We start from the raw sequence: 24,862 nt of genomic DNA on the forward strand, positions 1-24,862 counted from the left end.
AGCTTCACCAGGAACTTCTTGTCCTGAAAAAGACTGCGGGGGCGGCATGCAGCTACCCCCGCAGTTTTTTATTTGGTGCCGAACAGACGGTCACCCGCATCACCCAGGCCGGGGCGGATATAGCCATGCTCGTCCAGCCCACGGTCAATCGCGCAGGTGACAATGCGCACATCGGGGTGGGCCTTGCGCAGGCAGGCCACCCCTTCGGGGGAGGCCAGAAGGCAGACGAACACCATGCGCGTGCAACCCGCCTGCTTCAGCCGGTCAATGGCGGCAACGGCACTGTGGCCGGTGGCCAGCATCGGGTCCACCACCAGGCAGATGCGGTTGCCCACATCATCGGGCAGCTTCAGGTAGTATTCGACCGGTTCCAGCGTCTCGGGGTCACGGTACAGGCCGACATGGCCGATACGGGCGGAGGGTACAAGGTCAAGCAGCCCGTCCAGGATGCCATTGCCCGCGCGCAGGATGGAAATCAGGCACAGCTTCTTGCCCGCCAGGCGCCTGGCCTGCATGGGCTCAAGCGGGGTTTCGATCTCCACCGGTTCCAGCGGCAGGTCACGCATGGCCTCGTAGCCGATCAGCAGGCTGAGTTCGCGCGCCAGGTGGCGGAACGCGCCGGTTGACGTATCGCGCTCACGCATGAGGGTCAGCTTGTGCTGGACCAGCGGGTGGTTGACGACAATCACGTCTTCATCATGCGGGGCGGCAGGTTCGGTCATATTCATTCCTTCAGGATCGTTGGGTTGCGTTATCAGCTTGCGCCATCACGCGGGACGAAAGTCAATGCCAGTCCGTTCATGCAGTAACGCAGCCCGGTCGGCGGTGGCCCGTCGGGAAAGACGTGGCCAAGGTGGCCGTTGCAGTGCGCGCAGTGCACTTCCGTGCGGGTCATGCCGTGGCTGGTATCGGTCGTGGTGCCCAGCGCGCCGGGAATGGCATCGTAAAACGAGGGCCAGCCGCTGCCGCTCTCATATTTCGTGCCGGAGTAAAACAGCGGCGTGCCGCAGCCCGCGCAACGATATTCACCGGCACGCTTTTCACTGTTCAGCGGGCTGGAACCGGGGCGCTCGGTCCCGTGTTCACGCAGGATGCGCAGCTGCTCGGGGGTCAGGCAGCCGCACTGGTTCCCACCCTTGTCTGCTTTATCGGACATGGCTGTTTCTTTCCTTTGTCACACGGGCATTTCACGCGCGGCCCTTTTAGGGCATCATGGCATACAAAATAAAACAGGGAGACAATACCCAATGAACGACCAGGTTGCAGCGAACAAGCCCCCCCGCCCCGTCATGCTGGTGGTGCTTGACGGTTTTGGCTGGCGCGAGGACCCGGCGGACAATGCCGTCAGGGCCGCCCGCACCCCGGCATTCGACGCGCTGTGGCAGGCAGGGCCGCGTGCCTTCCTCAAGACCTGTGGGGAGGATGTGGGCCTGCCGCAAGGGCAGATGGGCAATTCCGAGGTCGGTCACCTCAATATCGGCGCGGGCCGGGTGGTGATGCAGGAACTGCCCCGCATTTCCACGGGGCTTGCCGATGGTTCGGTGGCAAAGGGCGCGGTCATGCGGGATTTCATCGCCGCACTGAAAAAAAGCGGCGGCACCTGCCACCTGATGGGCCTTGTCTCCCCCGGTGGCGTGCATGCCCATCAGGACCATGCGGCGGCCCTTGCCCGCATCCTGCGCGAAGCGGACGTGCCCGTGACCTTCCATATCTTTACCGATGGGCGCGACACCGCGCCCCGTTCGGGGCACGACTATGTCAGCACCCTGCTGGCCAGCCTGCCGGCGGGTGTGAAGATCGGCACCGTATCGGGCCGCTACTACGCCATGGACCGTGACCGCCGGTGGGACCGGGTGGAAAAGGCCTACAACGCCATCGTATCCGGACAGGGGGAAAAGGCGGGCGATGCGCTGGAAGTGCTGGACCGCGCCTATGCGGCGGGCATCACGGACGAGTTTGTCGTCCCCACCGTGATCGGGGAATATGGCGGCATGCGCGACGGGGATGGCGTGCTGAGCTTCAACTTCCGCGCCGACCGCATCCGCCAGCTGCTCGATGCCCTGCTGGAACCGGATTTCGAGGGGTTCAGACGCACGAAGGTGGTCAATACCGCCGCCGTCGTGGGCATGACGCGCTACAGCGACCGGCTGGCGGAACTGATTGCCGTGCTGTTCCCGCCACAGGAACTGCATGACCTGCTGGGGGATGTGGTATCGGAAGCCGGGCTGAAGCAGGTCCGCATGGCGGAGACCGAGAAATACCCCCACGTCACCTATTTCCTCAATGGCGGGCGCGAGCGCCAGCTACCGGGGGAGGACCGTGTCATGGTCCCCTCCCCCAAGGTCGCGACCTATGACCTGCAGCCCGAGATGTCGGCCCCGGAACTGACCGACCGCGCGGTGGAAGCCATCGAGAGCGGCCAATACGACCTGATCGTGCTGAACTTCGCCAATGCGGACATGGTGGGCCATACCGGCGTGCTGTCGGCCGCGATCCGGGCGGTCGAGGCGGTGGATACCGGGCTGGGCCGGATTGTAAACGCCATTCACCACATGGGCGGGGCATTGCTGGTCACGGCCGACCACGGTAATGCGGAAACCATGTTCGACCCCGAGACCAATGGCCCCCATACCGCCCATACGCTGAACGTGGTGCCCGTGGTGCTGACCGGTGTGCCCGGTGCCCGGCTGCATGATGGCAGGCTGGCCGACCTGGCCCCCACGCTGCTGCAGATCATGGGCCTGCCCCAGCCCACCGCCATGACGGGCCATTCCCTGCTGGACGGGCCTGCGCCATCCTGACACCACGCCTGAACCCGTTCCCCCGCTGGCGGGGTCATCTGGCCCGCGGGGCTGCCCTTGCATGCTCCATGCTGGCGGCCCCGGCGTGGGCGGCGGCCGGCCATGCCCCCCACGCCACGACCGCGCACGCGGCTGCCCCGCACGCGGCCCATGCCGGCACGCATGCCCCCACCGCCAGCGAGCAGCAGATCCGCCAGCAGATCGAAGCCGCCCGCACCGCGCGCGCGGACCTGCTGGCGCGCCAGCAGCAGCAGGCGCGTGACCTGGAGGACCGCCGCAAGGCGCAGCAGGCCGCGCGCGAACAGGCCGATGCCGATGCCCGGAAGGCAGCCAGCCTGTCCGCCGCCACGGTCGACGCCACGGCGCGCCTGCAGCACACCGAACAGCAGGCCGCCGACCTGGACAGCCGCATTGCCGACCTGCATACCGAGCAGGCGGCCCTCCAGCAGCAGCTTGCGCGCGAGACGGCGCGCCTTTCCCCACTGCTGCCCCTTGCCGAACGGCTTTCCCTCTACCCTGCCGATACCCTGCTGGCCGTGCCCCTGCCCGCCGACCGCGCGGTGACCGGCCTGCTGGTGGTACATGGCATGATGGCCGACATCGCCCGCCAGGCCCGCGCCATCCATGACCGCCGCGCCCGCCTGGCCCAGCTTGATACCGAACTGGCCCGGCAGCAGCAGCAGATGCATCAGGTGGTGAGCGAGCGCGAGAGCCAGCGCGAAAGCGTCAACCGTGCCGCCCATGCCGCGCTGGAAGCCCAGCAGCGCTCGAACGCGGCAGCCCAGAGTGCCACGCAGGCGGTGGCGGATGCCGCCCGCCGTGCCTCCAGCGTGCAGGACGCCATCGCCCGCATAGAAGCCACCGAGGAACAGGCGGAAAAGAACCTTGAACAGGCCGCCCGCGCCGCCGAACGCGCCCATGACATGCAGGCCGCCACCGCCGCGCGCCGGAAGGTACAGGAAATGGAGACAGGTGCCGGTCCCGGCATGACCACCGCCAGCGCGGGCGCACCGGTTGCGGGCAGCGTGCTGACGGCATGGGGCAAGACCACCGAAAGCGGCCCCGCCACCGGCGTGACCTATGCCCCTCCCTCGCGCGCCACCGTGCGCGCACCCTGCACGGGACGGGTTGATTTTGCCGGTGCCTTCCGCACATACGGGCAGATGATGATCATTGACTGTGGCAAGCATTACCGTTTCGTGCTGGCGGGGCTGGGCGAGATTGCGGTGGCGGCGGGCCAGCAGGTCAGCCATGGCGCGGCGGTCGGCCAGATGCCACCATGGGGGGGAGGCGACAGCAGGCCCACCCTGTTCGTGCAGCTGCGCCATGGGGGCGCCACCGTCAACCCGGCCCCGTACCTGTGAGGAACGGGCGTGATACGGTTTTATCCGCATGCAGGTTCGGTATATGCTGCCCACCCGTGACGGATGGGCAGGATCACGTTACAACGCAACGCGAAGAGTACATGCAGGCCAGCCAGACCATGGTGGCGGGTATCCAGGAGACAACGACGCATGAAGTTCCGTAATGGCTTGCTGATCGGTTGCGCCTTTCTTGCAGGGATCGTGGCGGCCCCGCAGATCACCTATTATTCAGTCAGCCGATGGGCCAACCTGGCCCCCATGGCCCATGCGGCGGACCCTGCCCCCACCAAGGATGACAACTCCCCGCACGAGATCGAACAGCTGATGTTCCTGTTCGGTTACGTACTGGAAAAGGTGAAGGCCAATTATGTCGAGCCGGTCTCGACACGCGACCTGATCACCAACGCGCTCAACGGCATGCTCAGCGGGCTGGACCCGCACAGTTCGTACATGACGGAAAAGCAGTTCTCCGACCTGCAGGTCCAGACCAAGGGGTCCTTTGGCGGGCTGGGGCTGGAAGTGCAGGGCGAGGACGGGCATGTACGCGTGGTCTCCCCCATTGATGACACGCCCGCCGCCCGCGCGGGCATCAAGCCCGGTGACTTCATCGTGGCCATTGATGGCAAGAACATCGATGGTCAGGCGCTGGATCAGGTCGTGACCCAGATGCGCGGCAAGCCCGATACCCGCATCACGCTGACGCTGATCCGTGAAAAGGCGCCCAAGCCCATCATCGTTACCCTGACGCGCGCGATCATTCCGCTGCTGGTCATCAAATCCGCGCTGTATGACAATGTGGGCTACATCCGAATCGCGCAGTTCAACGAGGAAACCCAGTCCGGCCTGCTGGCGGCCTACAAGAAGCTGCAGGCCCAGACACACAACAAGATGGCGGGGCTGATCATCGACCTGCGCTCCGACCCCGGCGGGCTGCTGACACAGGCCATCGACGTCAGTTCCGACTTCATCCGCAGCGGCGAGATCGTGTCCACCCGCGCCCGCCACCCGCAGGACAGCCAGCGCTGGGATGCCCATAATACCGACATCACCGGCGGCCTGCCCATTGTCGTCCTGATCAATGGCGGCTCCGCCTCCGCCTCCGAAATCGTGGCCGGGGCATTGCAGGACCATCAGCGCGCCGTTTTGCTGGGTGAAAAGACATTCGGCAAGGGGTCGGTGCAGACCATCCTGCCCATTCCGGGCGAAGGGGCAATCCGCCTGACCACGGCGCGCTACTACACGCCGTCCGGCCGGTCCATACAGGGGCTGGGCATCATGCCCGACATTCCCGTGCGCGAAGCGCATGACGATGCGGGCTACAGCATCCATGAAGCCGATCTGGCCCATATCATCAAGAACCGTGGTGGCAACACCGCCCAGCCCCCGTCGCGCACGGACCTGCCCGCCATCGCCAAATCCATCCCCGCCCAGCCGCCCGCCAGCTGGCCCGCTTACGATCCCGCCAAGCCCACGACCGATTTCCAGCTACAGGAAGGGCTGAGGGTCGTACGCGCCATGGCGGGCCTGCCCGTGGCGGCCGAACCCCCGATCCGTGATGACAGGACACAGGCAACCCCCGTGTCCAGCGCGGCCACGCCACCCAAGGCCGCGACACCCGCCACCCCTGCCACACCGGCCACGCCCGGGACACCTGCCACGCCGGCTCCGGCGGAAAAGGAGGCACCGCCCGCGGCGCCCGTCCCGACCCCTCCGGCCAAGCCTGCGGCACCCGCAGCGCCCACCCATCCATGAGCATGCCGGAAACCCGCGTGATGACCGATCCCGCCACCCTGCCCTATCGCCCCAATGTGGGTGCGCTTGTCTTCAACCGTCAGGGCGAGGTGTTTGTCGCGCGCCGCACCGACATGCCGGGCGCGGGCGGCCCACCGGAACAGGGCGTATGGCAGTGCCCGCAGGGCGGCATTGACGAAGGCGAGACGCCGGAAGTGGCCGTGCTGCGCGAACTGCATGAGGAAACCGGCACCACAGCGGCCAGCATCATCGCCACCTATCCCGAATGGCTGAGCTACGACCTGCCCGCGCACCTGATCGGCAAGGCGCTGGGCGGCCGCTATCGCGGCCAGAGGCAGCGCTGGTTTGCCCTGCGCTATACCGGCGATGGCCATGATATCCGGCTGGATATGCAGGTTCCGGCTGAATTCGATCTGTGGAAATGGGTGCCGCTGGCGCAGCTTCCCCTGCTCAATGTGGGCATCAAGAAGGAAATCTATGCCCGGCTGGCGGCGTATTTCGCCCCTTACGCCACCGCTGCCTGAGGCAGGAGCCCCGCCCGTACAAGGGCGGCCAGCACGCTGCCATGCATCAGCGGGGCCAGCGGCAGCCCCGTGATATCGGCCGCCCCGGCCCAGCGCAGTTCGGCAATTTCAGCAGCAGGAATGGGCGCGCCCTCCAGCCGTGCGGCCCATATGCGGGCCTGCACGATATGGTCCGGCTCATTGGCCGCCACATCCCTGAACGTTCCGGGCAGTTCAGGCCCCGGTATCAGGTCACAGCCCAGTTCCTCACGAATTTCACGGCGCAGGGCATCCAGCGGGGCCTCACCCGGTTCCGGCTTGCCGCCGGGAAGCATGAAGGGTGTCGTGCCGCGCTTGCGGACAAGCAGCAGTCGTTCGTCCGCAATAATCGCCGCACAGACAACCCTGATCAGCCCTGCCATGCCTGTTCCCTTTCCACCCTGCCGTGAAAAAGCAGGTCGTAAATGACAAAAAAGTTTCTGGCGAAGCTTTTCCCTGAAAGCTTCAGGGACGGCCGCCTTTTTTCAAAAAGGCGGCAGCCGAAAACTTTTGTCCTGTATCCACTGACTGTCTTGACGCGCCTTCTTACTTATTCCCGCCTTTGAGCGGTGACATAAGGAAGCAGAAGGGTACGACAAGCATGCACCCTATGCCAAGGATCATGAACACCTCGTTATAGGCCAGGATGGCGACCTGCTTCTGGAACTCGGAATACAGCCGTCCCATGGCCACCCGGTCAAGCGCGCCCTGCGCATAACCGCGCGCCGCGGCAACCACGCGGCCATGGGCAAGGTATTCGTTATATGGCTGGTGGTAAGGGGTCATCCACTGCACCATGTTGCTCTGGTGCGCCTGGCGCAGTTCCGTCACCAGCGCCGTCGCCCCGGAAATACTGAGCGAACCCAGGACGTTACGCGCCATGCTGAACAGGGCCGAGCCATCGGCGTTCAGCCTGCGCGGCAGGGTGGCATAGGTAATGGTCGAGATTGGCACGAACAGGAAGGCCATCGTACCCGTCTGGCTCATGCGGAACAGCACCAGGTGCCTGAAGTCCAGCAGCGGCACAAGCTGTGCTGACCAGAACATGGACACACCCATAAGGAAGAAGCCCAGAGCGATGATGTAGCGCAGCTGCACATGCTTCATCGCAATGCCGACCAGCGGGATCAGCACGATCACCACCATGCCGCCGGGCGAGAGGATCAGCCCGGACAGGGTGGCGGTATAACCCATGATCTGCTGGGAGAACTGCGGCACGATAATGGCCGAGGAATACAGCAGCGCCCCCACCGCGCCCATAAGGCCGGTGCCCACGGCGAAGTTGCGGTCCTTGAACACCCGCAGGTCCACCGCCGGGTTCTTCGCACGCAGCAGCCAGATGACCGCGCCACCTATGCCCAGCACCGCCAGGATGGCCATGACCACGATGATGCGCGAGCCGAACCAGTCCTCGTCCTCACCCCGGTCAACGGCCACTTCAAGGCAGCCGAAGCCGATGGTGATCAGCCCGATGCCCACGAAGTCCAGCGGGGCCTTCTGCTTGCGCGCCCATGGCGGGTCATCCACCATGATCGACACCGCGATGGTGGCCAGGATGCCCACCGGCACGTTGATGAAGAACACCCACCGCCATGAATAGTTATCGGTAATCCACCCGCCCAGCGACGGGCCGAGCACCGGCGCCACCACGGTGGCGATGGCGGTCAGGCCGAACGCCGCCGCCCGCTTGTTGGGGGGAAAGGTGTCCAGGATGATGGATTGCTGGTTGGGCTGTAGTCCGCCGCCAAAGAAGCCCTGCATCAGCCGGAACATGATCAGTTCGGGCAGGCTGGTGGAAATGCCGCACAGGAAGGACGACAGCGAGAACATGGAAATGCAGATCAGGAAGTAATGCCTGCGCCCGAACAGCTTGCCCAGCCAGCCCGAAATCGTCAGCACGATGCCGTTGGCCACAAGGTAGGACGTCAGGGTCCATGTGGCATCATCGTAGGTGGAGGACAGGTTGCCCGCGATATGCGGCAGCGCCACGTTGACGATGGTGGTGTCCAGGATTTCCATGAACGCCGCCACCGTCACAACCACGGCAATCAGCCACGGGTTGTGCTTGGGTTTCCACTCCGTACCATCCGCCCCGCCGGAAGAAGCTGCGGCGGTGCTCATTCCGTATGGACCGTCGGCTCAACCGACAGGCCAAGCGCCAGCGGCAGGTCCTGACGCAGCCCTTCGTCGATCAGGATCTTGACCGGCACGCGCTGGACGATCTTCACGTAGTTGCCGGTCGCGTTCTCGGGCGGGAAGGCGCTGAAGGTCGCCCCCGTGCCCAGCTGGAGCGAATCCACATGCCCCTTCAGCTTCAGGAACGGATAGGCATCGATTGCAATATCCACCTTCTGGCCGGGCCGCATGTGGGTCAGCTGCGTTTCCTTGTAATTGGCCACCACCCAGATTTCGGGCTCGACAATGGAAAAGACGGTCTGGCCCGCGGTGACAAGGGTGCCACGCTCGATATTACGCTGTGAGATCCAGCCATCATGCGGGGCGCGGATCAGGGTCCATTCCACGTTCAGCTCCGCCTCGCGCAGCCTGGCCTCGGCCTGGGTCAGGGTGGCCTGCTGCTCGGTCACGCGTGCTTCGGTGCTGGCGATGTTGGGGATGACGGGCAGTGCTGTTTCAAGGTTGCCCTGTGCTTCAAGCACCTGCGCCTTGGCGGCATCCAGGGCCGCGGTGGCGTAGTCGATGTTCTGCTGCGATGTCGCCTCACGCGTTACACCGTGCTGGCGGCGGTAATCGGTTTCCGCCCGGAACTGCTGGGCCTGTGCGGCCTGCAGCTGGCCCTGCGCCACCATGAGGTGACCGGGAAAGTTCTTTTTCGCCACTTCGGCAAGCAGGGCGTAATTGTTGACCTGCGCGCGGGCGATATCGACCGCCGCCGCCGCCTGGTCACGCTGGGCGCGCCAGTTGCGGTCATCGATGCGGGCCAGGATGTCACCCTGATGCACGAACTGGTTGTCGTTCACCAGCAGTTCGGTCACGTACCCCCCCACATGCGGCGCCACGGCCACCGCGCGCCCGGCGGTAAAGGCATCATCGGTTTCGACCTCATTGCGGTGCAGGAACCAGTAGATCCCGCCCAGCACGATCACGGCCACGACAATGCCGATCAGGATCAGCTTGCGACGCGGCGAGGCCTCCTTCTTCGCGTCCGCCCCGGGGCCGGGTGCGGCGTGTCCGTCTTCAGCTGCCTTGCCTTCATCCGCGGCCATCTGCTTCCCTCATCATCACTCTGATTACGCCCCTGATCCTGTCGCGCCATGCATTGACCGAACGGGTCGGTCAATGCATGGCACGAACCTTGCCATACTTCAACCGCCATCGCCGGTTCCGACGCATATTCACGGTCTGGCTACAGGGTAAAGGCCTGGTTGCGCACCATGCGGGCGTATAGTCCGTCATCGGCCATCAGCGCGTCATGCGTGCCGCATTCCACCGCCCGCCCCTGCGCCAGAACCACCACCAGATCCGCCGAACGGACGGTGGACAGCCGGTGGGCCACCACAATGGTCGTGCGCCCGTGGCGCAGATGCGCCAGGGCATGCTGGACAATGGCCTCGCTCTCGCTATCCAGCGCGCTGGTGGCCTCATCCAGCAGCAGCACGCGCGGATTGCGCAGCAGCGCGCGCGCCAGCGCCACGCGCTGCCGCTGCCCGCCCGAAAGGCGCTGCCCTCCGGGACCGACCAGCGTGCCGTATCCCTGCGGCAGGGCGGTGATAAAGTCATCGGCGGCGGCGGCGCGTGCCGCCCCGAACACCTGCGCATCGCTCGCCTGCGGGTTGCCCATGCGGATATTGTCCATGACCGACAGGTCGAACAGCAGCGTATCCTGGCTGACATAGGCAATGGCATCACGCAGTTCGGCCAGCACAAGGCGACGCAGGTCCACGCCATCCAGCGTGATCCGCCCGCCCGAGACATCATGCAGGCGCGGGATGAGGGAGAGCGCCGTGGACTTGCCCGCCCCCGACGGCCCGACAAGCGCCACGGTCAGGCCGGGGCTTGCCACCATGTCCAGCCCGTCCAGCCCCACGCGCCCATCGGGGTAGCGGAAGGAGACCTGCTCGAAGCGCAGGTCCCCCCCGCCCGCTGGCAGGCCAAGCGCATCGGGCGCCTGTGCCACGGCCACGGGTTCGTCAATCACATCGAACACGCGCTGCAGCCCGCCCAGCCCTTCCTGCAGGGCGATATTGAGCGTGCCCAGCGCGCGCAGCGGGCGCGAGGCGAGCAGCAGGGCGGCCACAAAACCCGAAAAATCACCCAGCGTGGCCCCGCCCTGCGTGGCCCGCCAGCCCGCAAAGCCCAGCACGGCGGCCACCGCCATGCCACCCAGCACCTCCAGCATCGGGTCCACCCGCGCCCGCCCGCGCGCAATGCGCAGCAGGCCGGCATGCAGGCCGTCCAGCACGTGGGCTGCGCGCTTTTCCTCCGCCCGTTCCAGCCGGTAAACACGGATGGTGCGCGACTGGCTGAAGCTTTCCGCCAGCATGGCGCTGGTCTCGCCTATCTGTTCGTGCACGCCGCCGGATTCCCGGCGCAGCCGCTTGCCCAGCCTGCGCACCGGCATGGCGGCAATGGGGTAAAGGATGGCTGCGATCAGGCTCAGTTCCCAGTCCATGTACAGCATGGAGGCGATCAGCCCCACCACGGTCACCGCATCGCCCAGGGCATTGGTGGCACGGATCATGGCTTCACGAATCGAGACGGCATCGGTGGTGAAACGCGCCGCGATCTGGGCCGGGGCCTCGGTCTCGATGCGTGAGATGTCGGCATGGACCAGATGATGGAACATCCGCCCCTGCAGCCCCCGGATCACCAGCAGCACAAGCGACTGTACCGCAATGGACTGCCCGTACTGCGAGATGGCCTTGGCAACCGTGATCACCACCACCAGGATCGGTACCTGATACAGGATGCGCGGATCATGGTCGGCGAACATGTCCAGCGCGCGCTGGATGACCAGCGGGTACAGCGCGCTGAATATGGCCATGAGCGCCGTCAGCACCATAACGATCAGGATACGCAGCTTGTGACCGGCCAGTTCATCGCGCCACAGCCGGCGCATGAGCGTGCGCGACGGTACCGTGGCCGTGGGTCTGCCCTGCCTGGACGTAGGAATCGCGTTCATCAATCGGCCTATAACCGCATGCCCCGGCAAAACAAAGTACCACGACACGCGGGTTACAAATTATGTCCCGTCCGGTCGCGGCCCGTCAGGGCCCGGGCCACCCAGCACGGCGCGCATATGCGCCTGGCAGGCGGCATGGGTGGGGGTGCAGCCATTTTCCAGCCACCACCGCCGTACCTGCGCCAGTACCTGCCCCATGGCGGCCCCCGGCACGCACCCTGCCGCCAGCAGGTCACGCCCGGTTAGCGGGAAGACGGGTTTCGCAGTCGCCACGAGCACGCCGCGCAGCGCATCCCATGCGGGATCGGGCGCGCCCACGGCCGCCGCCTGCCCCAGCCATGCCCGCCACAGCAGGTCACGCAGGCCGTGATCCGCCAGCAGGCGCGCGATATCAGCCTTATCCATGCCGGGACGTGGCACCGGGGTGGCACGCGCCTGCGCCAGTGCCGCCCCATCGGCGCGGGAAAGCCGCAGGTGCCGCGCCACCGCCTGCACATCCCCCTCCAGCATGGCGGCCAGCCGCAGTACCGCGTCTTCTGGCGCACCACAGGCAATCAGCCGCGCCAGCAGGCCGATATTCCACGGTGGCGGCAGCACATGGGCCAGCACGCCGCAGCCCGCCATCTGCTCCAGCGTCACGATGACATGCGGGCCGGCCAGGATGCGCCGGAGTTCGGACCATATCCGCTCGACCGAAAGGCGGTCGATCAGCCCGGCCAGCGCCGTTATGGCCGCCATGGCTTCCGCATCGGGCGTGCTCTGGCCATAGCGAGCCTGAAAACGGAAAAAACGCAGGATCCGCAGCGCGTCCTCGACAATGCGGGTGCGGGCTTCCCCCACAAAACGCACGCGCCCCGCCGCCAGATCGGCCCGGCCGCCAAAATAGTCGTGCACCACGCCCGCGCTGTCGCATGACATGGCGTTGATGGTGAAGTCACGCCGGGCCGCGTCCTCACGCCAGTCATGGGTCCAGGCGACGGTGGCGTGGCGGCCGTCGGTCTCCTCGTCCCGCCGCAGGGTGGTGATCTCGAAGGGGCGGCCATCCAGTACCGCCGTAACCGTGCCATGGGCCAGCCCGGTCGGTACCACCTTTATCCCCGCATCCTTCAGCCGCGCCGTCACCACATCCGGGGCGTGGGGCGTGGCAAGGTCGATATCGGCCACCCCCCGCCCGCACAGCAGGTCACGCACGGCCCCCCCCACCAGCCGGGCATCGGGCAGGATGACCCACAGGCGCGCAAGCGGCGCCATCACGCCGGGCATGTCCCGCTTCAGACACTCAAGGGGCGTGTTCAGGGGCATGAATCATCAGGCATGTGGGAGAGCGGGAAGAAAACATGCTCGCTCCACACCCCAAGACAGGGCACGCCATGGCAGTGCCCGGCCACCGCAAGGGCGGCCAGTTCGTAATAGACCGGGCGGGTGATGCGGGCCTCGATCGGCAGGGCGCCATCGCCGTCGCGCACATGCACGTAGGGCACCGGCCCGGTGCCGCAGCCCCCGCACGGGACATCCCACGCGCAGCGAATCGGGTGGTCATGCCCCGCACAGATCACCTGGTCCACATTGGTGCGGAAGGACAGGACCTGCCCTCGCCCGCAGCCATGCCATTCCAGCCCGGTGACCACGAAGGGCGCGTCCTCCACCTCGATCGTGCCCTGCTCCACCGGGGTCTGCAGCCGGTAGCCGCCCTGCGCGTCACGCCGCAGGGTGGAGGCGAACAGGCAGACCATCGGCTTGCGGCGGATGGGGGAGCCACGGTACAGCCATGTCCCGTCCCGCCTGATCAGGAACGGCAGGGCGCCACATGTGCCCGCCCGCCCCACGGATGGGGACGGCGCGGCCTTTCCTGTCTCGAAATCGTCCATCAATTGCGTTAACCCGACACTATGGAAGCTGCTTGACCTGATATAGGGATCAACACCGGCTTGATGAAACCCCCGGACCTGTCAGACTGTTGGAATGATGACCATGGATGATACCTCTCCCCTCCATGCGGCGCCGCAGGCGGGCATGACATCCCCCACCGGACCGACCGGCGAACAGATCGCGGCCCGGGCCGAGGCCATGGGCGGCCGCCTGCGTGACGTGCGCACGGAAATCGGCCGTGTCATACTGGGGCAGGACCGGGTGGTGGATCTGGCGCTGACCACCATCCTGGCGGGCGGCCACGCGCTGCTGGTGGGCGCGCCGGGACTGGGCAAGACGCTGCTGGTCACAACGCTGGGTCACGTACTGGGCATGGATGCACGCCGTGTGCAGTTCACGCCCGACCTCATGCCATCGGACATACTGGGCAGCGAGATCCTGGATGAAGATGACAGCGGCCGGCGCAGCTTCCGCTTCGTGGCGGGGCCGGTATTCTGCCAGATGCTGATGGCCGACGAAATCAACCGCGCCAGCCCCCGCACCCAGTCCGCCCTGCTGCAGGCCATGCAGGAGCGGGAAGTGGCGATTGCGGGCAGCACCCACCTGCTGCCCCGCCCCTTCCATGTGCTGGCTACCCAGAACCCGATCGAGCAGGAAGGCACCTACCCCCTGCCCGAAGCCCAGCTTGACCGCTTCATGATGCAGGTGGTGCTCGACTTTCCCACCGCCGATGCCGAGCGCGCCATGCTGCTGGCCACCACCGGCACCACCACCGCCACGGCCAGCCCGGTCATGACCGCAGCCGACGTGATGCAGGCGCAGGCTCTCGTGCGCGCGCTGCCGGTGGGCGAACAGGTGGTGGATGCCATCGTGCGCCTGGTCCGGGCCGCCCGGCCCGAAACCACCGATGACCCGACCATCCGCGAGGCCGTGGCCTGGGGCCCCGGCCCGCGCGCGGCACAGGCCTTCATGCTGGCAACCCGCGCCCGCGCGCTGCTGGGGGGCCGCCTTTCCCCCGATATCGAGGACGTACGCGCGCTGGCCCACCCCATCCTGGCGCACCGTATGGCGCTGTCCTTTACCGCGCGGGCGGAAAACATGCGCCTGCCCGCGCTGATCGACACACTGGTCGGACGGATCGGCTGACATTGGCAGCCCCCCTGTCCTTTTTCTCGCGTCTGGCAGGCTGGCTGCGCCCCGCGCCGGGCGGGCAGCCTGCCGCCCCACCCGGTGCCGGGGCCAGCCGGCCGCTGCCGCGCAACGCGGTTTCCGCCATGGCGGCGGCCGATGCGCTGGCCAGCCGCGTGCCCGCCCTGATCGTGGCGGCACGCCAGATTGCGCGGAATGTGGGACAGGGCACCCATTCCCGGCGCAGGGCGGGCCAGGGGGATGAGTTCTGGCAGTACCGTCCGGCCGTGGCGGGTGAGTCCGCCACGAATATCGACTGGCGGCAGTCCGCGCGCGGGGACCGGGCCTTCGTGCGGGAACATGAAGCCCAGACCCCGCACACCATATGCATATGGTGCGATAATAGTGCCTCCATGCGCTGGCGTTCCGATGACAGCCTGCCGCTCAAGGTGGAACGCGCCATCCTCCTGGCCCTTGCCAGTGCCGCCATGCTGCTGCGGCAGGGGGAACAGCTGCGCCTGCTGACCGCCACCGCCCCGCCCCTGCGCCTGCAGGGCCCGCAGGCGCTGGAACGCATGGCGCATGCGCTGCTGGCCGCGCTGGGCGGGGCGGCGGACGCACCCGACCTGCCACCCGCCGCCGCCCTGCCCGCCCGCAGCCGCGTGCTGCTGTTCGGCGACGGGCTTTACCCGGCAAGGGCGCTGTCCGCCTTCCTGCGCACGGCACGCGCGCGGCAGGCCATCTGCACGCTGGTGGAGGTGATCGATCCGGCGGAGCAACACCTCCCCTACGAAGGACATATCCGCTTCACCGCGCTGGAGGACGAGACCGCCGTGCAGCTCAATGCCAGCGCCGACCTGCGCCGGGCCTATGCCACGCTCTGGGCACGCCACCAGACGGACCTGCGCGCCCTGTGCCAGGCAGGCGGCAGCCCGCTGGTCGCCCATCTGACCGACCAGCCGCCCGAGCAGGCACTGCTGGCCCTGCACGCCCTGCCCGGCATGGGGAACCGGCCATGATGCTGCTTGCGCCGTGGCTGCTGGTGGGGCTGGCGGCACTGCCGGTGATATGGTGGCTGCTGCACGCGCTGCCGCCCGCGCCGCGCCCGCAGTCCTTCCCGCCCGCCAGCCTGCTGCGCGCCCTTGATGCCACCCCGCCGGATACGAACGCGGCCCCATTGTGGCGGCTGATCCTGCGCTGCCTTGCGATGGGGCTGCTGGTACTGGGGCTGGCACAGCCGGTCTTTCCACGCGGGCAGACGGGGCTGGCGGATACCGACTGCCTGATCGTGGTGGATAATGGCTGGGCGGCGGCGGCCACATGGTCCGCGCGCCTGCATGCGCTGGACGGGCTGCTGGACCATCTGGCGCGCACCGGGCATGGCGCGCGCCTGCTGCTGACCGCGCCCGACGATGCACTGACCCCCGTAAGCGTCCAGCCCGTGCGGCAGGCACAGGTACTGCGTGGCATGCTGGACCCGCTGCTGCCACGCGCCTGGCCGGTGGACCGCATGGCGGCCACGCAGGCGCTTGGCCAGCTTGCCCGGCAGGGCTGGCACGGCCCGGTCATATATGTATCGGACGGGCTGGCAACGCCCGCGGATGGCGGTTTTGCCACGGCCCTGGCCGCAATCGGCCCGGTGCATGAAATGCAGGTGCCGGATTCGGACATTACCCTGCTTGCCCCCCTGGCCGACGGCAGCAATGGCCTTGCCACCCGCCTGCACGCGGTGCCGCGCAGCCACCCGCGCACATGGCAGATCCGCCTTGAAACCGCGACCGGCGGCACGCTGGGCCTGCTGCCCGTCACACTGGCGGCGGGACAGGAGCAGGCGGATGTCACGCCGCAGCTTCCCGCCGAACTGCGCAACAGGGTCGATCACCTGTCACTGGACGGCATGACGGGTCCCGCGGGCATCCGCCTGCTGGACGAGCGTGAGCGCCAGCGCCCGGTGGGACTGATTGCCAATGCTGCGTCCGACACCCCGCTCATGGGCAGCCTGTTCTACCTGCGCCGTGCGCTGCAGCCCGTGGCCGAACTGCGTGAGGGGGATCTGGACGCGCTGCTGGCCCGCCCGCTTTCGGTCATCATCGCACCCGATGGCACGCTGGGCAGCCCGGACAGCCGCCGCAAGGTGGATGCCTGGGTGCGCGCCGGTGGCACGCTGATCCGCTTTGCCGGCCCGCTGCTCATTCAGGGGCCGGATGCGCCGGGACAGGATCAGGCCCATGCGGACACGCTGCTGCCCGTGCCCCTGATGGGGGGCGAGCGGGTGCTGGGTGGCACCATGTCCTGGAGCAGGCCGGAACACCTTGCCCCCTTCCCCGCATCCTCGCCGTTCCATGACCTTGACATTCCCGCCGATGTCACGGTTTCACGGCAGGTGCTGGCGCAGCCTTCCACCGATCTGGACAGCCATAGCTGGGCGCGGCTGACCGATGGCACGCCGCTGGTCACCCACGCCGCCCTTGGCGCGGGACAGGTCGTGCTGTTCCACGTCACCAGCACGGCGGAATGGTCGAACCTGCCGCTGTCCGGCCTGTTCGTGAGCATGCTGGAGCACCTGATCGACCAGGCGTCGGGCATCGAGACCCCGGCCGGCGCGATGCCGCTTGCGCCCTACATGGTGCTGGATGGCGATGGCGCGCTGGTCGCTCCCCCTGCCGGCGCGCAGGCGCTGCGGGCCGACGCGTTTGGGCGGACCGCGCCTTCGGCCACGCATCCGCCGGGGCTGTACGGCCCGCGCAACAGCCGCCGTGCGCTCAGTCCGGGCGATGGCGCCCCGGCCCTTGCGGCCCAGGCCCCGGTCGGCACGGTGTCCGACCTGCGGGGGCAGGTGGCGGATATCGCCATCGGGCCGCTGCTGCTGCTGCTGGCCGCCCTGGCCCTGCTGGCCGATGGTGCCATCAGCGTGGCGCAGCGCGGGCGCAAGGGGGGACGCGGGCTTGCCGTGGGGCTGGTGCTGGCCTGCGCGCTGGCCACCCCCGCCCATGCCGATGATATTCCCGCCGATGTGCCCCGGGCCGCGCTGGAAACCCGGCTGGCCTATATCGTGACCGGCCATGAGGAAACCGACAACGTATCACGCGAGGGGCTTCAGGGCCTGTCCGATTACGTCAATGCCCGCACCTCCGCCGTGCTGGGCCATCCGGATGGCGTGGTGCCCGAGCGTGATGACCTGTCCTACTACCCGCTCATCTACTGGCCGGTCACGGCGGATGCCACCACCACACCCGCGCGCACGGCGGCGCTGAACACCTATATGCGCCATGGCGGCATCCTGCTGATCGATGCACAGGGGCAGGACCCCGCCACCGCGCCGGAAAACGCCAGCGGCTATACCGGCTCCGCACCCGGTACGGCGGCGGCGCTGCGGCGGATGACGGCGGGACTGGACATTCCGCCGCTGGCACGCCTCGACAACCGCCATGTGCTGGCCCACACCTTCTATCTGCTGCATGACTTTCCCGGCCGGTACGACGGCATGCCGGTCTGGGTCGCGCAGGAAGGCGACAGCACGAATGACGGGGTCAGTCCCGTCATCATCGGCAGCAATGACTGGGCACATGCCTGGGCGGTGGATGATACCGGCAACACCCCCTACGCGCCGGTGCCCGACGGGGCGGCACAGCGTGTGCTGGCCTACCGCTTTGGCGTCAATGCCGTGATCTATGCGCTGACGGGCAATTACAAGGCGGATCAGGTGCATGTGCCCGCCCTGCTCAAACGGCTGGGGGAATAAGGGCATGCCCGACCTGTCACGCCACATGATGGCATTCAGCCCCCTTGTGCCCCTGTGGTGCCTGTACGTGCTGGTGGGCGCAATTACCCTGCTGGCGGTGGCGGGACTTGCGCGCCGGGTGCGTGGCAGCCTGTGGCGGCTGCTGGCCGGGCTTGGCATTGTCGCGTGGCTGTACAGCCCCCAGCGCGTGACCGAGACATGGCACCCCCTGCCCGAGACCGCGCTGATCGTGGTGGACCAGTCGGCCTCGATGTCCGAACGCAACCGGGGTGAGATGGCGCGCAGTGCCGCCGAGCGCGTGCAGGCGGCCATGGACCGGGTACCCGGACTGGTGCCGCGCATCGTCACGCTGCGTGAGGCCCGGCACGGGGGCACGAGGCTGTTCGGCGCGCTCCAGCAGGCGGCGGCCGACATCCCGCCCTCCCGCCTGGCCGGTGCCGTGCTGATTACCGATGGCGAGGACCATGACGTACCCGCCGCGGTGCCGGACGTGCTCAACCCCGATAACGGCCACGGCCAGCGCACGCTGCTGCCGCTGCATGTGCTGCTGACCGGAAAGGGGGAGGAAACCGACCGCCACCTGCGCGTGCTGCAGGCCCCGCCCTTCGCCATTGTGGGCAAGGACGTGACCATTCAGGTGGAGATTGATGACCAGGGGGCGACCACGGCACCCGGCGCCACCACCGAACTGACCCTGACACAGGGTGACGGCACGACCTTCTCGCGCCCCGTCCGGATCGGCCAGCCGCAGGACATCACCCTGCCCGTGACCCGTCCGGGGGAGATGCTGGTGGGCCTGTCCGCCCCGGAACTGCCCGGTGAGGTCTCGACCCGCAACAACCACGATGTCATCCGCATCAATGGCGTGCGCGACCGGCTGCGCGTACTGCTGGTGTCCGGCACGCCCAACCAGGGCGAGCGGGTATGGCGCCGGCTGCTCAAGGCCGACCCGTCGGTCGATCTGGTGCATTTCACCATCCTGCGCCCGCCCGACCGTGATGATGGCACGCCGCTATCCGACCTGGCCCTGATCGCCTTCCCGGTCAACGAACTGTTCCAGCAGAAGATCGACCAGTTCGACCTGATCATTCTGGACGGGTTTGAAAACCGTGGCATCCTGCCCGAGGCCTATCTGCGCAATATCGTCAACCACATCCGCGCAGGCGGCGGGCTGCTGCTGATTGGCGGGCCGGAATTCCTGACGCCCGGCTCCCTGCAGGACACGCCGCTGTCGGAAATCCTGCCGGCGCATGTCACGACCGATCATGGCATGGCCATCCGCCGCTTCCGCCCGGACCTGACCGAGACGGGCATGCGCCATCCCGTGACCTCCGGCCTGCCGGGCGCGCCCGAGCATGCGGGTGCCCGGCCCGACTGGGGCCCATGGTACCGCAGCCTGCGCACCGACAGCGCGGGGGGCGAGGTGCTGATGACCGGGCCGGACCGGCAGCCCCTGCTGGTGCTGGACCATGCGGGCAAGGGGCGCGTGGCCTTCCTGCTGTCGGACCAGGCCTGGCTGTGGTCCCATGGCGAAGGTGGCGGCGGCCCGCAGTCGGAACTGCTGCGGCGTATCTCGCACTGGCTGATGAAGGAGCCGGAACTGGAGGAAAACCAGCTGGAAGCCGGGATCACGGCGGGACAGATGACCATTACCCGCCGCTCCGTCACGCCCGGCCCGGCCCCGGTGGTGCATGTGACCGCGCCCGATGGCACGGAGCAGCAGGTGACACTGGAGGCGGCAGGCAATACCGGCCTGGCGCGTGCGCGCATTCCCGCCCGGCTTGATGGCATATGGACCGTACGCGACGATGCGGGACACGAGGCCTTTGCCGCCCCCCGCGCGCAGGACCCGCTTGAGTTTTCGGACCTGCGGGCCACGGCCTCGGTACTTTCCCCCATGGTGGCGGCAACGGGCGGCGGCGTGCACTGGCTGGGTTCCGACCCGGATGCCCCTTCCCTGCCCGAAATGGTGCTGGCGCCGGGGCGCAATGCGTCCGCCGCCGGCCGGTTTGCCTTTCCCCCGCGCAATGCCCATGCCGTGGCGGGCCAGCAGACCCACGCCATCCTGCCAGCCTGGGCCATGGGCCTGTTCGTGGGGCTGATGCTGCTGCTGGCATGGTGGCGGGAAAGCCGTTCCTGACGGAAAGATGATTAACCATCGCATCCGCCGCAATTTTGCGCTAATCACCAACTCTGGCTGGTACCATGCGGCCCTTGGCGCCACAGGTTGAACGTTCACTCTCGGGACAGGACATGATTTCCAGATCCGGTATATATCTTCTTGTCGCCAGCCTGTTCGCAGGCATTCCCGTGCTGTGCATGCCCCTTCAGGTGGCGCATGCGCAGGATGCCGATGACGCGGAAGCCGAGGCCGAGGCCGCCGATGCCGCGAAAAAGGCCGAGGCCCGCCGCGCCGCCAAGGCCGCCGCCCCCCCCGCCGCCCTGCCGGGCGCTGAATCGCGCGAGGAGGAGCACGGCCACGCCAGCGCGGACATGAACCCGACCGATGCGCTGTTCGATGCCATAAACCGTGGCAGCCTGGGGGCGGCGAAGGAAGCCCTGAACCGGGGTGCCGACATGACCGGCCATAACGTGCTGGGCCAGACGCCGCTGGACATGGCCATCGACCTGAACCGCAATGACATCACCTTCCTGCTGCTGTCGATGCGCACCTTCTCGGATTCCGACCCGCATTTCTCCTCCACCAGCCTGGCGGAAAACGAGGATGATACCCCGCCGCTGGTCATGCCGCGCCACGCCACCACCAGGCCCGGCACCGACAGGCGTTATGATGCATCCGGTGGCCATGCCGAGCCTTCCATCGGCTTCCTGGGCTTCGGCGGCAGCTAGGCCAGATCCGTCACGTCCCGGTCCCGGCGTTCAGGCTGGCCTCGATGGTCCTGATTTCATCCACGATTTCATCGGGGCTGCGCGTGCCCGGCATACGGGTATGGGTCAGCAGGATGAACTCCACCGTCATGGGCCGGGCGGAGTAGCGCTGGCGGCTGACGCGATAGCGCTTGTAACCGCGCGTGAAGACCTGCACCTGCCCGCGTTCGCAATTGGCGCGCACCATGTCAGGCAGGGGAATGAAGCCGTCCGTGCTGTAGCTGGTGGCGACCCAGCGCGTATCGAGCACGGAGAGCAGCCGCCGGTAGGCCGCCAGCGCCTGGCCACGATGATTGTAGGCACTGCGCCGCGCGCTGCGCCAGTCCTGCCTTATGGCCGCCTTGTCCCGTCCGGTGATCTTGGGGGCAAGCCGGGGCTGGTCCCACAGGGCTATGGTGTTGAGCACATGGTAATTCGCGCCATAGGGATGCTGGTTATAGGGCGGATCGACATAGGCGATGGCATTCCCCCCCACCTGCCCGGCAAGGGCCGCCGCCAGATCCTGTGCATCCATGCGCAGGACATGGTTGTCCCGCCCGTTGTCGATGAAACAGGCCGGACGCAGGCATAACGTGGCCGCGATGCGGTAAAGGGCGGTGCCCGTCCGCCCGCCCCAGCCCCGGTGGAACCCCTTGAACAGCCCGCTGGTATTGCTGTTGTAACTGGCGCTGTATAACAGCGGCGCAAGCAGGCAGGCCTTCTGCCCTGCCGATAACAGGCCATCATGCTCCCACTGCGCGATCCGTTCGCGGATGGCGTCAATACGCATGCCGTTGCGGCGCATGTAGAACATCCGGTCGCGCGTGATGTCATAATGCACGTCATCATCGGGGCAGAGGTGACGGGTAACCCACCCTTCCAGCGGTGGCAGGGCATTGAGTTCGGCTATGACCTGCGCGTAACTGCGGCCGCCATGGAACCAGGGAGCCGCCTGCATGACCACATGGCAGTGGTTGAGCACCTCGCTATACGGTTCCCAGTCATTGCTCAGCACGCGAAAGCCCAGCGACTTGGCCAGACGCGAGACGACGCCGGTCCCCGCGAACAGGTCCACGAAATCCGTGGTGGCGGGGTCTTCCCCCGTGGCGGCAATGGCCTGGGCAATCAGGCCCAGCAGCTTGCGCTTGTTGCCGATATAGGGAATGAGCTGGCTGAACAGGTAATCATCCGTCAGTACGGCGGAATGGCGGCCGGCATGCCATTCCATGGCCTCCGTCGCGCTCACGCCATGCGGCCCGCCATGGTCCGGGCGGCGGTTCATGCCCCCATTGTCCCGACTGCCCTGCCCCCCATTGCCCGGTTCAGGAAGCGACGGCCGCCTGTTCCGCGCGGATATCACCCCGCAGCACGTCAAGCTGTACCAGTTCACCCTCACGCTCGAAATACCAGAATGTCCAGCCATTGCACGACGGGGCGTTGGTCAGCTGCGCGCCCATCTTGTGAATGGAACCGCGATGCCGGCCGCTGACCAGCGTGCCATCGGGCGAGACGGTGGCGCGCACGCGCTTCTGCCGGTCCATGAGCACGGTGCCAGCCGGCACCATGCCGCGTTCCACCAGCAGGCCAAAGGGCACGCGCGGGCTTTCACGGCGGGCGGGCGTGGTCTGCACGCTGTCCAGCGGCAGGGGTTTTTCCCGCCGTGCGCGCCCGATCGCGGCCTCCGCATAATCAGGATGGCGCTCGATGCCGATGAAGCGGCGGCGCAGCCTGCGCGCCATGGCAGTGGTGGTGCCGGTGCCGGTAAAGGGGTCCAGCACCACGTCATCCACATTGGTCGAGGCCACCAGCACGCGGTGCAGCAGGCTTTCGGGCTTCTGTGTGGGGTGCAGCTTCAGGCCATGCTCGTTACGCAGCCGTTCGCCGCCCGTGCACAGCGGCAGGTACCAGTCGGAGCGCATCTGCACATCATCATTGAGCGCCTTCATGGCCTGATAATTGAAGCGGTAGCGGCTGTCCGCCCCGCGCGCGGCCCAGATCAGCGTTTCATGCGCATTGGTAAAGCGGCGGCCACGGAAATTGGGCATGGGATTGGACTTGCGCCAGATCACGTCATTCAGGATCCAGAACCCCAGGTCCTGCAGGATGGCCCCGATACGGAAGATGTTATGGTACGAACCGATCACCCATATGGTGCCATCCTTGCGCAGCACGCGCCGGGCCTCGGTCAGCCAGGCGCGGGTAAAGGCGTCATAGGCCTGCAGGTCGGTGAATTTGTCCCAGTCGTCATCCACGCCATCGACAATACTGTCATCAGGGCGGCGCAGCTCCCCCTTCAACTGCAGGTTGTAGGGCGGGTCGGCGAACACGCAGTCGATCGACGCGGCCGGCAGGGTCTTCATCATCTCGACACAGTCCCCCCGCAGCACCTGGTCCAGGGGCAATTCCATCATAACCGCACCGCTCATGAATTCTTCAGCATGATGGCTGCTCCGCGCTTGGGGGTGAAGAAGGGGAAACGGATGCCTGCAGGATGCGGCGTACGGTGCCGAAAGCCGCGCGGTGATGCGGGCTGGCACCCTGTGCAAGCAGGCCCGCACGGTGGATGGCGGTGCCATAGCCGGCATTGCGCTCCCACCCGTAAGCGGGCCAGCGCCGGGCAAGGCGGGCCATGAGCCGGTCACGGATGACCTTGGCCACGACCGATGCCGCCGCGATGGACAGGCTGATGCCGTCCCCGCCCACGACACACTGCGCCGGACACCCGAAATCGGGCGCGGCGTTGCCATCAACCAGGATGAATTCAGGGGAACGGGGCAGGCGCCCCACCGCACGCTGCATGGCAAGCCATGAGGCCCGCAGGATGTTGTACCGCTCGATTTCGGCCACGGAAGCCGCCCCTACCCCGATCAGGACATCGGGGCTGGCCAGCAGCACGTCGTAAAGCCGTGCCCTGAGGGCGGGCTTCAGTTTTTTTGAATCATCAAGCCTGTCGGCCAGCACGCCGGGCACACTGCCGGGGAACATGACCGCCGCCGCGACGACCGGGCCGGCCAGCGGGCCGCGACCGACTTCATCAACACCGGCGACCCGTCCCCCATGCGCATGCTCAAGCGTGTAATCGGGCATCCATTCCTTCCTGACCGGATGCGAATCGGACCGTCATGGCCCGATTCGCATCAGATTTCCGTTCTGGAAGGATGGAAACCATTTTTATGCAGGGTTGCGCAAGATGCTGTAGACTCATCGAGTCCCTTAAAATGAAAAAAAACGACTCGAGACCGTCTCAGCCCTTGCGACGGGGGATGAAAACAAGCCCCAGGATCGTGCCCAGCACGCCCGCGATGGCCAGGGAAAACAGCGGGCGCTCCCGCACGAAGGTCACCGCGCGCTCGACCTTGCCCTCGCCTTCCTCGTACAGGTCGGCAAATTCCTGGCGCGCCATGCCCGCCAGCTGGTCCACCTTGCCTTCGGCCTGCATGCCCATATTCCCCGTCAGGCCACCAGCCGCGTCCTTGATCCGGCCAATACCCTGATCCACAACGCCTTCCGCCTTTTCAGCCAGAACCTTTTCCTTGTCGTCCGCCATGATTGCTGCTCCGTTCATGCTGGTATCGCTGTTGTGTAGCGTGGTTCCCTAACGCCATGATGGCATGCAGGGTTCCGTACCCGCTATACCATGCCTGATCATGCCCACC

The 24,862-nt window shown here is 66.9% G+C and carries 21 protein-coding genes; 9 read left to right on the plus strand and 12 right to left on the minus strand.

Annotation, left to right across the window (positions count from 1 at the left end):
• Positions 1-68 precede the first annotated feature (68 nt).
• On the minus strand, positions 69-728 hold the full coding sequence (gene upp / locus GWK63_RS10925) for a uracil phosphoribosyltransferase (RefSeq protein ID WP_007399680.1): 660 nt from the start codon (positions 726-728) through the stop codon (positions 69-71).
• Positions 729-754: 26 nt separating this feature from the next.
• Complete coding sequence (msrB, locus tag GWK63_RS10930) at positions 755-1,156, minus strand: peptide-methionine (R)-S-oxide reductase MsrB (RefSeq protein ID WP_007399679.1); 402 nt, start codon at positions 1,154-1,156, stop codon at positions 755-757.
• A 91-nt stretch (positions 1,157-1,247) separates the two neighbouring features.
• Between msrB and gpmI the strand changes: the two genes are divergently transcribed.
• The 4 genes from gpmI (at position 1,248) to GWK63_RS10950 (ending at position 6,441) form a co-directional block, all read left to right on the plus strand.
• Entirely contained in the window at positions 1,248-2,801 is a 1,554-nt protein-coding gene (gene gpmI / locus GWK63_RS10935; protein ID WP_007399678.1) for a 2,3-bisphosphoglycerate-independent phosphoglycerate mutase, read from the plus strand.
• Positions 2,802-2,869: 68 nt separating this feature from the next.
• Positions 2,870-4,165 carry a murein hydrolase activator EnvC family protein gene (locus GWK63_RS10940; protein WP_223846517.1) on the plus strand — a complete coding sequence of 432 codons (1,296 nt, stop codon included), beginning with the start codon at positions 2,870-2,872 and terminating at the stop codon, positions 4,163-4,165.
• A gap of 150 nt (positions 4,166-4,315) precedes the next feature.
• The gene (locus tag GWK63_RS10945; protein WP_034933114.1) at positions 4,316-5,917 is read left to right on the plus strand and encodes a S41 family peptidase; all 1,602 of its coding nucleotides are present in this window, start codon (positions 4,316-4,318) and stop codon (positions 5,915-5,917) included.
• Positions 5,918-5,937: 20 nt separating this feature from the next.
• Positions 5,938-6,441, plus strand: coding sequence for an RNA pyrophosphohydrolase (locus tag GWK63_RS10950; RefSeq protein ID WP_039999653.1), 504 nt, complete (start codon positions 5,938-5,940; stop codon positions 6,439-6,441).
• Here GWK63_RS10950 and GWK63_RS10955 read toward each other — a convergent pair.
• The 6 genes from GWK63_RS10955 to GWK63_RS10980 form a co-directional block, all read right to left on the minus strand.
• Complete coding sequence (locus GWK63_RS10955) at positions 6,423-6,842, minus strand: NUDIX hydrolase (protein WP_007399674.1); 420 nt, start codon at positions 6,840-6,842, stop codon at positions 6,423-6,425. The genes GWK63_RS10950 and GWK63_RS10955 overlap by 19 nt on opposite strands.
• Before the next feature lie 163 nt (positions 6,843-7,005).
• Positions 7,006-8,580: a DHA2 family efflux MFS transporter permease subunit gene (locus GWK63_RS10960; protein ID WP_007399672.1), complete on the minus strand. Its 1,575-nt coding sequence runs from the start codon at positions 8,578-8,580 to the stop codon at positions 7,006-7,008.
• Positions 8,577-9,683 (minus strand): HlyD family secretion protein, encoded by a 1,107-nt coding sequence (locus GWK63_RS10965; protein ID WP_007399671.1) that lies wholly within the window; start codon positions 9,681-9,683, stop codon positions 8,577-8,579. Before GWK63_RS10965 ends, GWK63_RS10960 begins: the two co-directional genes overlap by 4 nt.
• 140 nt (positions 9,684-9,823) lie before the next feature.
• On the minus strand, positions 9,824-11,599 hold the full coding sequence (locus tag GWK63_RS10970) for an ABC transporter ATP-binding protein (protein WP_034933122.1): 1,776 nt from the start codon (positions 11,597-11,599) through the stop codon (positions 9,824-9,826).
• Positions 11,600-11,659: 60 nt separating this feature from the next.
• Positions 11,660-12,901 (minus strand): CCA tRNA nucleotidyltransferase, encoded by a 1,242-nt coding sequence (locus GWK63_RS10975; protein ID WP_039999649.1) that lies wholly within the window; start codon positions 12,899-12,901, stop codon positions 11,660-11,662.
• On the minus strand, positions 12,892-13,467 hold the full coding sequence (locus tag GWK63_RS10980; protein ID WP_034933127.1) for a DUF1285 domain-containing protein: 576 nt from the start codon (positions 13,465-13,467) through the stop codon (positions 12,892-12,894). Before GWK63_RS10980 ends, GWK63_RS10975 begins: the two co-directional genes overlap by 10 nt.
• Before the next feature lie 94 nt (positions 13,468-13,561).
• Here GWK63_RS10980 and GWK63_RS10985 point away from each other — a divergent pair, with 94 nt between their 5' ends.
• From GWK63_RS10985 to GWK63_RS11005, 5 genes are all read left to right on the plus strand, one after another.
• Positions 13,562-14,614, plus strand: coding sequence for an AAA family ATPase (locus GWK63_RS10985; RefSeq protein WP_034933129.1), 1,053 nt, complete (start codon positions 13,562-13,564; stop codon positions 14,612-14,614).
• A gap of 2 nt (positions 14,615-14,616) precedes the next feature.
• Complete coding sequence (locus tag GWK63_RS10990) at positions 14,617-15,615, plus strand: DUF58 domain-containing protein (RefSeq protein WP_223846518.1); 999 nt, start codon at positions 14,617-14,619, stop codon at positions 15,613-15,615.
• On the plus strand, positions 15,612-18,338 hold the full coding sequence (locus GWK63_RS10995; protein WP_007399665.1) for a DUF4159 domain-containing protein: 2,727 nt from the start codon (positions 15,612-15,614) through the stop codon (positions 18,336-18,338). The genes GWK63_RS10990 and GWK63_RS10995 overlap by 4 nt, the downstream gene beginning before the upstream one ends.
• Before the next feature lie 4 nt (positions 18,339-18,342).
• Entirely contained in the window at positions 18,343-20,478 is a 2,136-nt protein-coding gene (locus GWK63_RS11000; protein ID WP_007399664.1) for a VWA domain-containing protein, read from the plus strand.
• 113 nt (positions 20,479-20,591) lie between these two features.
• A complete protein-coding gene (locus tag GWK63_RS11005; RefSeq protein ID WP_034933138.1) occupies positions 20,592-21,188 on the plus strand; it encodes an ankyrin repeat domain-containing protein in 597 nt (198 codons plus the stop codon).
• A gap of 10 nt (positions 21,189-21,198) precedes the next feature.
• Here GWK63_RS11005 and GWK63_RS11010 read toward each other — a convergent pair whose 3' ends face one another.
• The 4 genes from GWK63_RS11010 to GWK63_RS11025 all read right to left on the minus strand — a co-directional run bounded on the left by GWK63_RS11010 (position 21,199) and on the right by GWK63_RS11025 (position 24,753).
• Entirely contained in the window at positions 21,199-22,488 is a 1,290-nt protein-coding gene (locus GWK63_RS11010; RefSeq protein ID WP_007399662.1) for a DNA adenine methylase, read from the minus strand.
• A 40-nt stretch (positions 22,489-22,528) separates the two neighbouring features.
• Positions 22,529-23,632: a site-specific DNA-methyltransferase gene (locus GWK63_RS11015; RefSeq protein ID WP_034933143.1), complete on the minus strand. Its 1,104-nt coding sequence runs from the start codon at positions 23,630-23,632 to the stop codon at positions 22,529-22,531.
• Positions 23,633-23,639: 7 nt separating this feature from the next.
• Positions 23,640-24,293, minus strand: a complete 654-nt coding sequence (locus tag GWK63_RS11020) for a ribonuclease HII (protein ID WP_007399660.1) — start codon at positions 24,291-24,293, stop codon at positions 23,640-23,642.
• A gap of 157 nt (positions 24,294-24,450) precedes the next feature.
• Complete coding sequence (locus GWK63_RS11025) at positions 24,451-24,753, minus strand: CsbD family protein (protein WP_034933147.1); 303 nt, start codon at positions 24,751-24,753, stop codon at positions 24,451-24,453.
• Between the last annotated feature and the right edge of the window lie 109 nt (positions 24,754-24,862).

It is taken from the genome of Komagataeibacter rhaeticus (assembly GCF_011611525.1).
Taxonomy (GTDB): Bacteria; Pseudomonadota; Alphaproteobacteria; order Acetobacterales; family Acetobacteraceae; genus Komagataeibacter; species Komagataeibacter rhaeticus.

Bases quoted from the DNA above. Each gene is read 5' to 3' on its own strand.
- GWK63_RS10985 (WP_034933129.1), top strand. From the start codon at position 13,562: ATGATGACCATGGATGATACCTCTCCCCTCCATGCGGCGCCGCAGGCG.
- GWK63_RS10960 (WP_007399672.1), bottom strand. From the start codon at position 8,580: ATGAGCACCGCCGCAGCTTCTTCCGGCGGGGCGGATGGTACGGAGTGG.
- msrB (WP_007399679.1), bottom strand. From the start codon at position 1,156: ATGTCCGATAAAGCAGACAAGGGTGGGAACCAGTGCGGCTGCCTGACC.
- GWK63_RS10970 (WP_034933122.1), bottom strand. From the start codon at position 11,599: ATGAACGCGATTCCTACGTCCAGGCAGGGCAGACCCACGGCCACGGTA.
- GWK63_RS11005 (WP_034933138.1), top strand. From the start codon at position 20,592: ATGATTTCCAGATCCGGTATATATCTTCTTGTCGCCAGCCTGTTCGCA.
- GWK63_RS10945 (WP_034933114.1), top strand. From the start codon at position 4,316: ATGAAGTTCCGTAATGGCTTGCTGATCGGTTGCGCCTTTCTTGCAGGG.
- GWK63_RS10980 (WP_034933127.1), bottom strand. From the start codon at position 13,467: ATGGACGATTTCGAGACAGGAAAGGCCGCGCCGTCCCCATCCGTGGGG.
- GWK63_RS11025 (WP_034933147.1), bottom strand. From the start codon at position 24,753: ATGGCGGACGACAAGGAAAAGGTTCTGGCTGAAAAGGCGGAAGGCGTT.
- GWK63_RS10975 (WP_039999649.1), bottom strand. From the start codon at position 12,901: ATGCCCCTGAACACGCCCCTTGAGTGTCTGAAGCGGGACATGCCCGGC.
- GWK63_RS11020 (WP_007399660.1), bottom strand. From the start codon at position 24,293: ATGCCCGATTACACGCTTGAGCATGCGCATGGGGGACGGGTCGCCGGT.
- gpmI (WP_007399678.1), top strand. From the start codon at position 1,248: ATGAACGACCAGGTTGCAGCGAACAAGCCCCCCCGCCCCGTCATGCTG.
- GWK63_RS10940 (WP_223846517.1), top strand. From the start codon at position 2,870: ATGCTGGCGGCCCCGGCGTGGGCGGCGGCCGGCCATGCCCCCCACGCC.
- GWK63_RS11015 (WP_034933143.1), bottom strand. From the start codon at position 23,632: ATGAGCGGTGCGGTTATGATGGAATTGCCCCTGGACCAGGTGCTGCGG.
- GWK63_RS10995 (WP_007399665.1), top strand. From the start codon at position 15,612: ATGATGCTGCTTGCGCCGTGGCTGCTGGTGGGGCTGGCGGCACTGCCG.
- GWK63_RS11000 (WP_007399664.1), top strand. From the start codon at position 18,343: ATGCCCGACCTGTCACGCCACATGATGGCATTCAGCCCCCTTGTGCCC.
- GWK63_RS11010 (WP_007399662.1), bottom strand. From the start codon at position 22,488: ATGAACCGCCGCCCGGACCATGGCGGGCCGCATGGCGTGAGCGCGACG.
- upp (WP_007399680.1), bottom strand. From the start codon at position 728: ATGAATATGACCGAACCTGCCGCCCCGCATGATGAAGACGTGATTGTC.
- GWK63_RS10955 (WP_007399674.1), bottom strand. From the start codon at position 6,842: ATGGCAGGGCTGATCAGGGTTGTCTGTGCGGCGATTATTGCGGACGAA.
- GWK63_RS10965 (WP_007399671.1), bottom strand. From the start codon at position 9,683: ATGGCCGCGGATGAAGGCAAGGCAGCTGAAGACGGACACGCCGCACCC.
- GWK63_RS10950 (WP_039999653.1), top strand. From the start codon at position 5,938: ATGACCGATCCCGCCACCCTGCCCTATCGCCCCAATGTGGGTGCGCTT.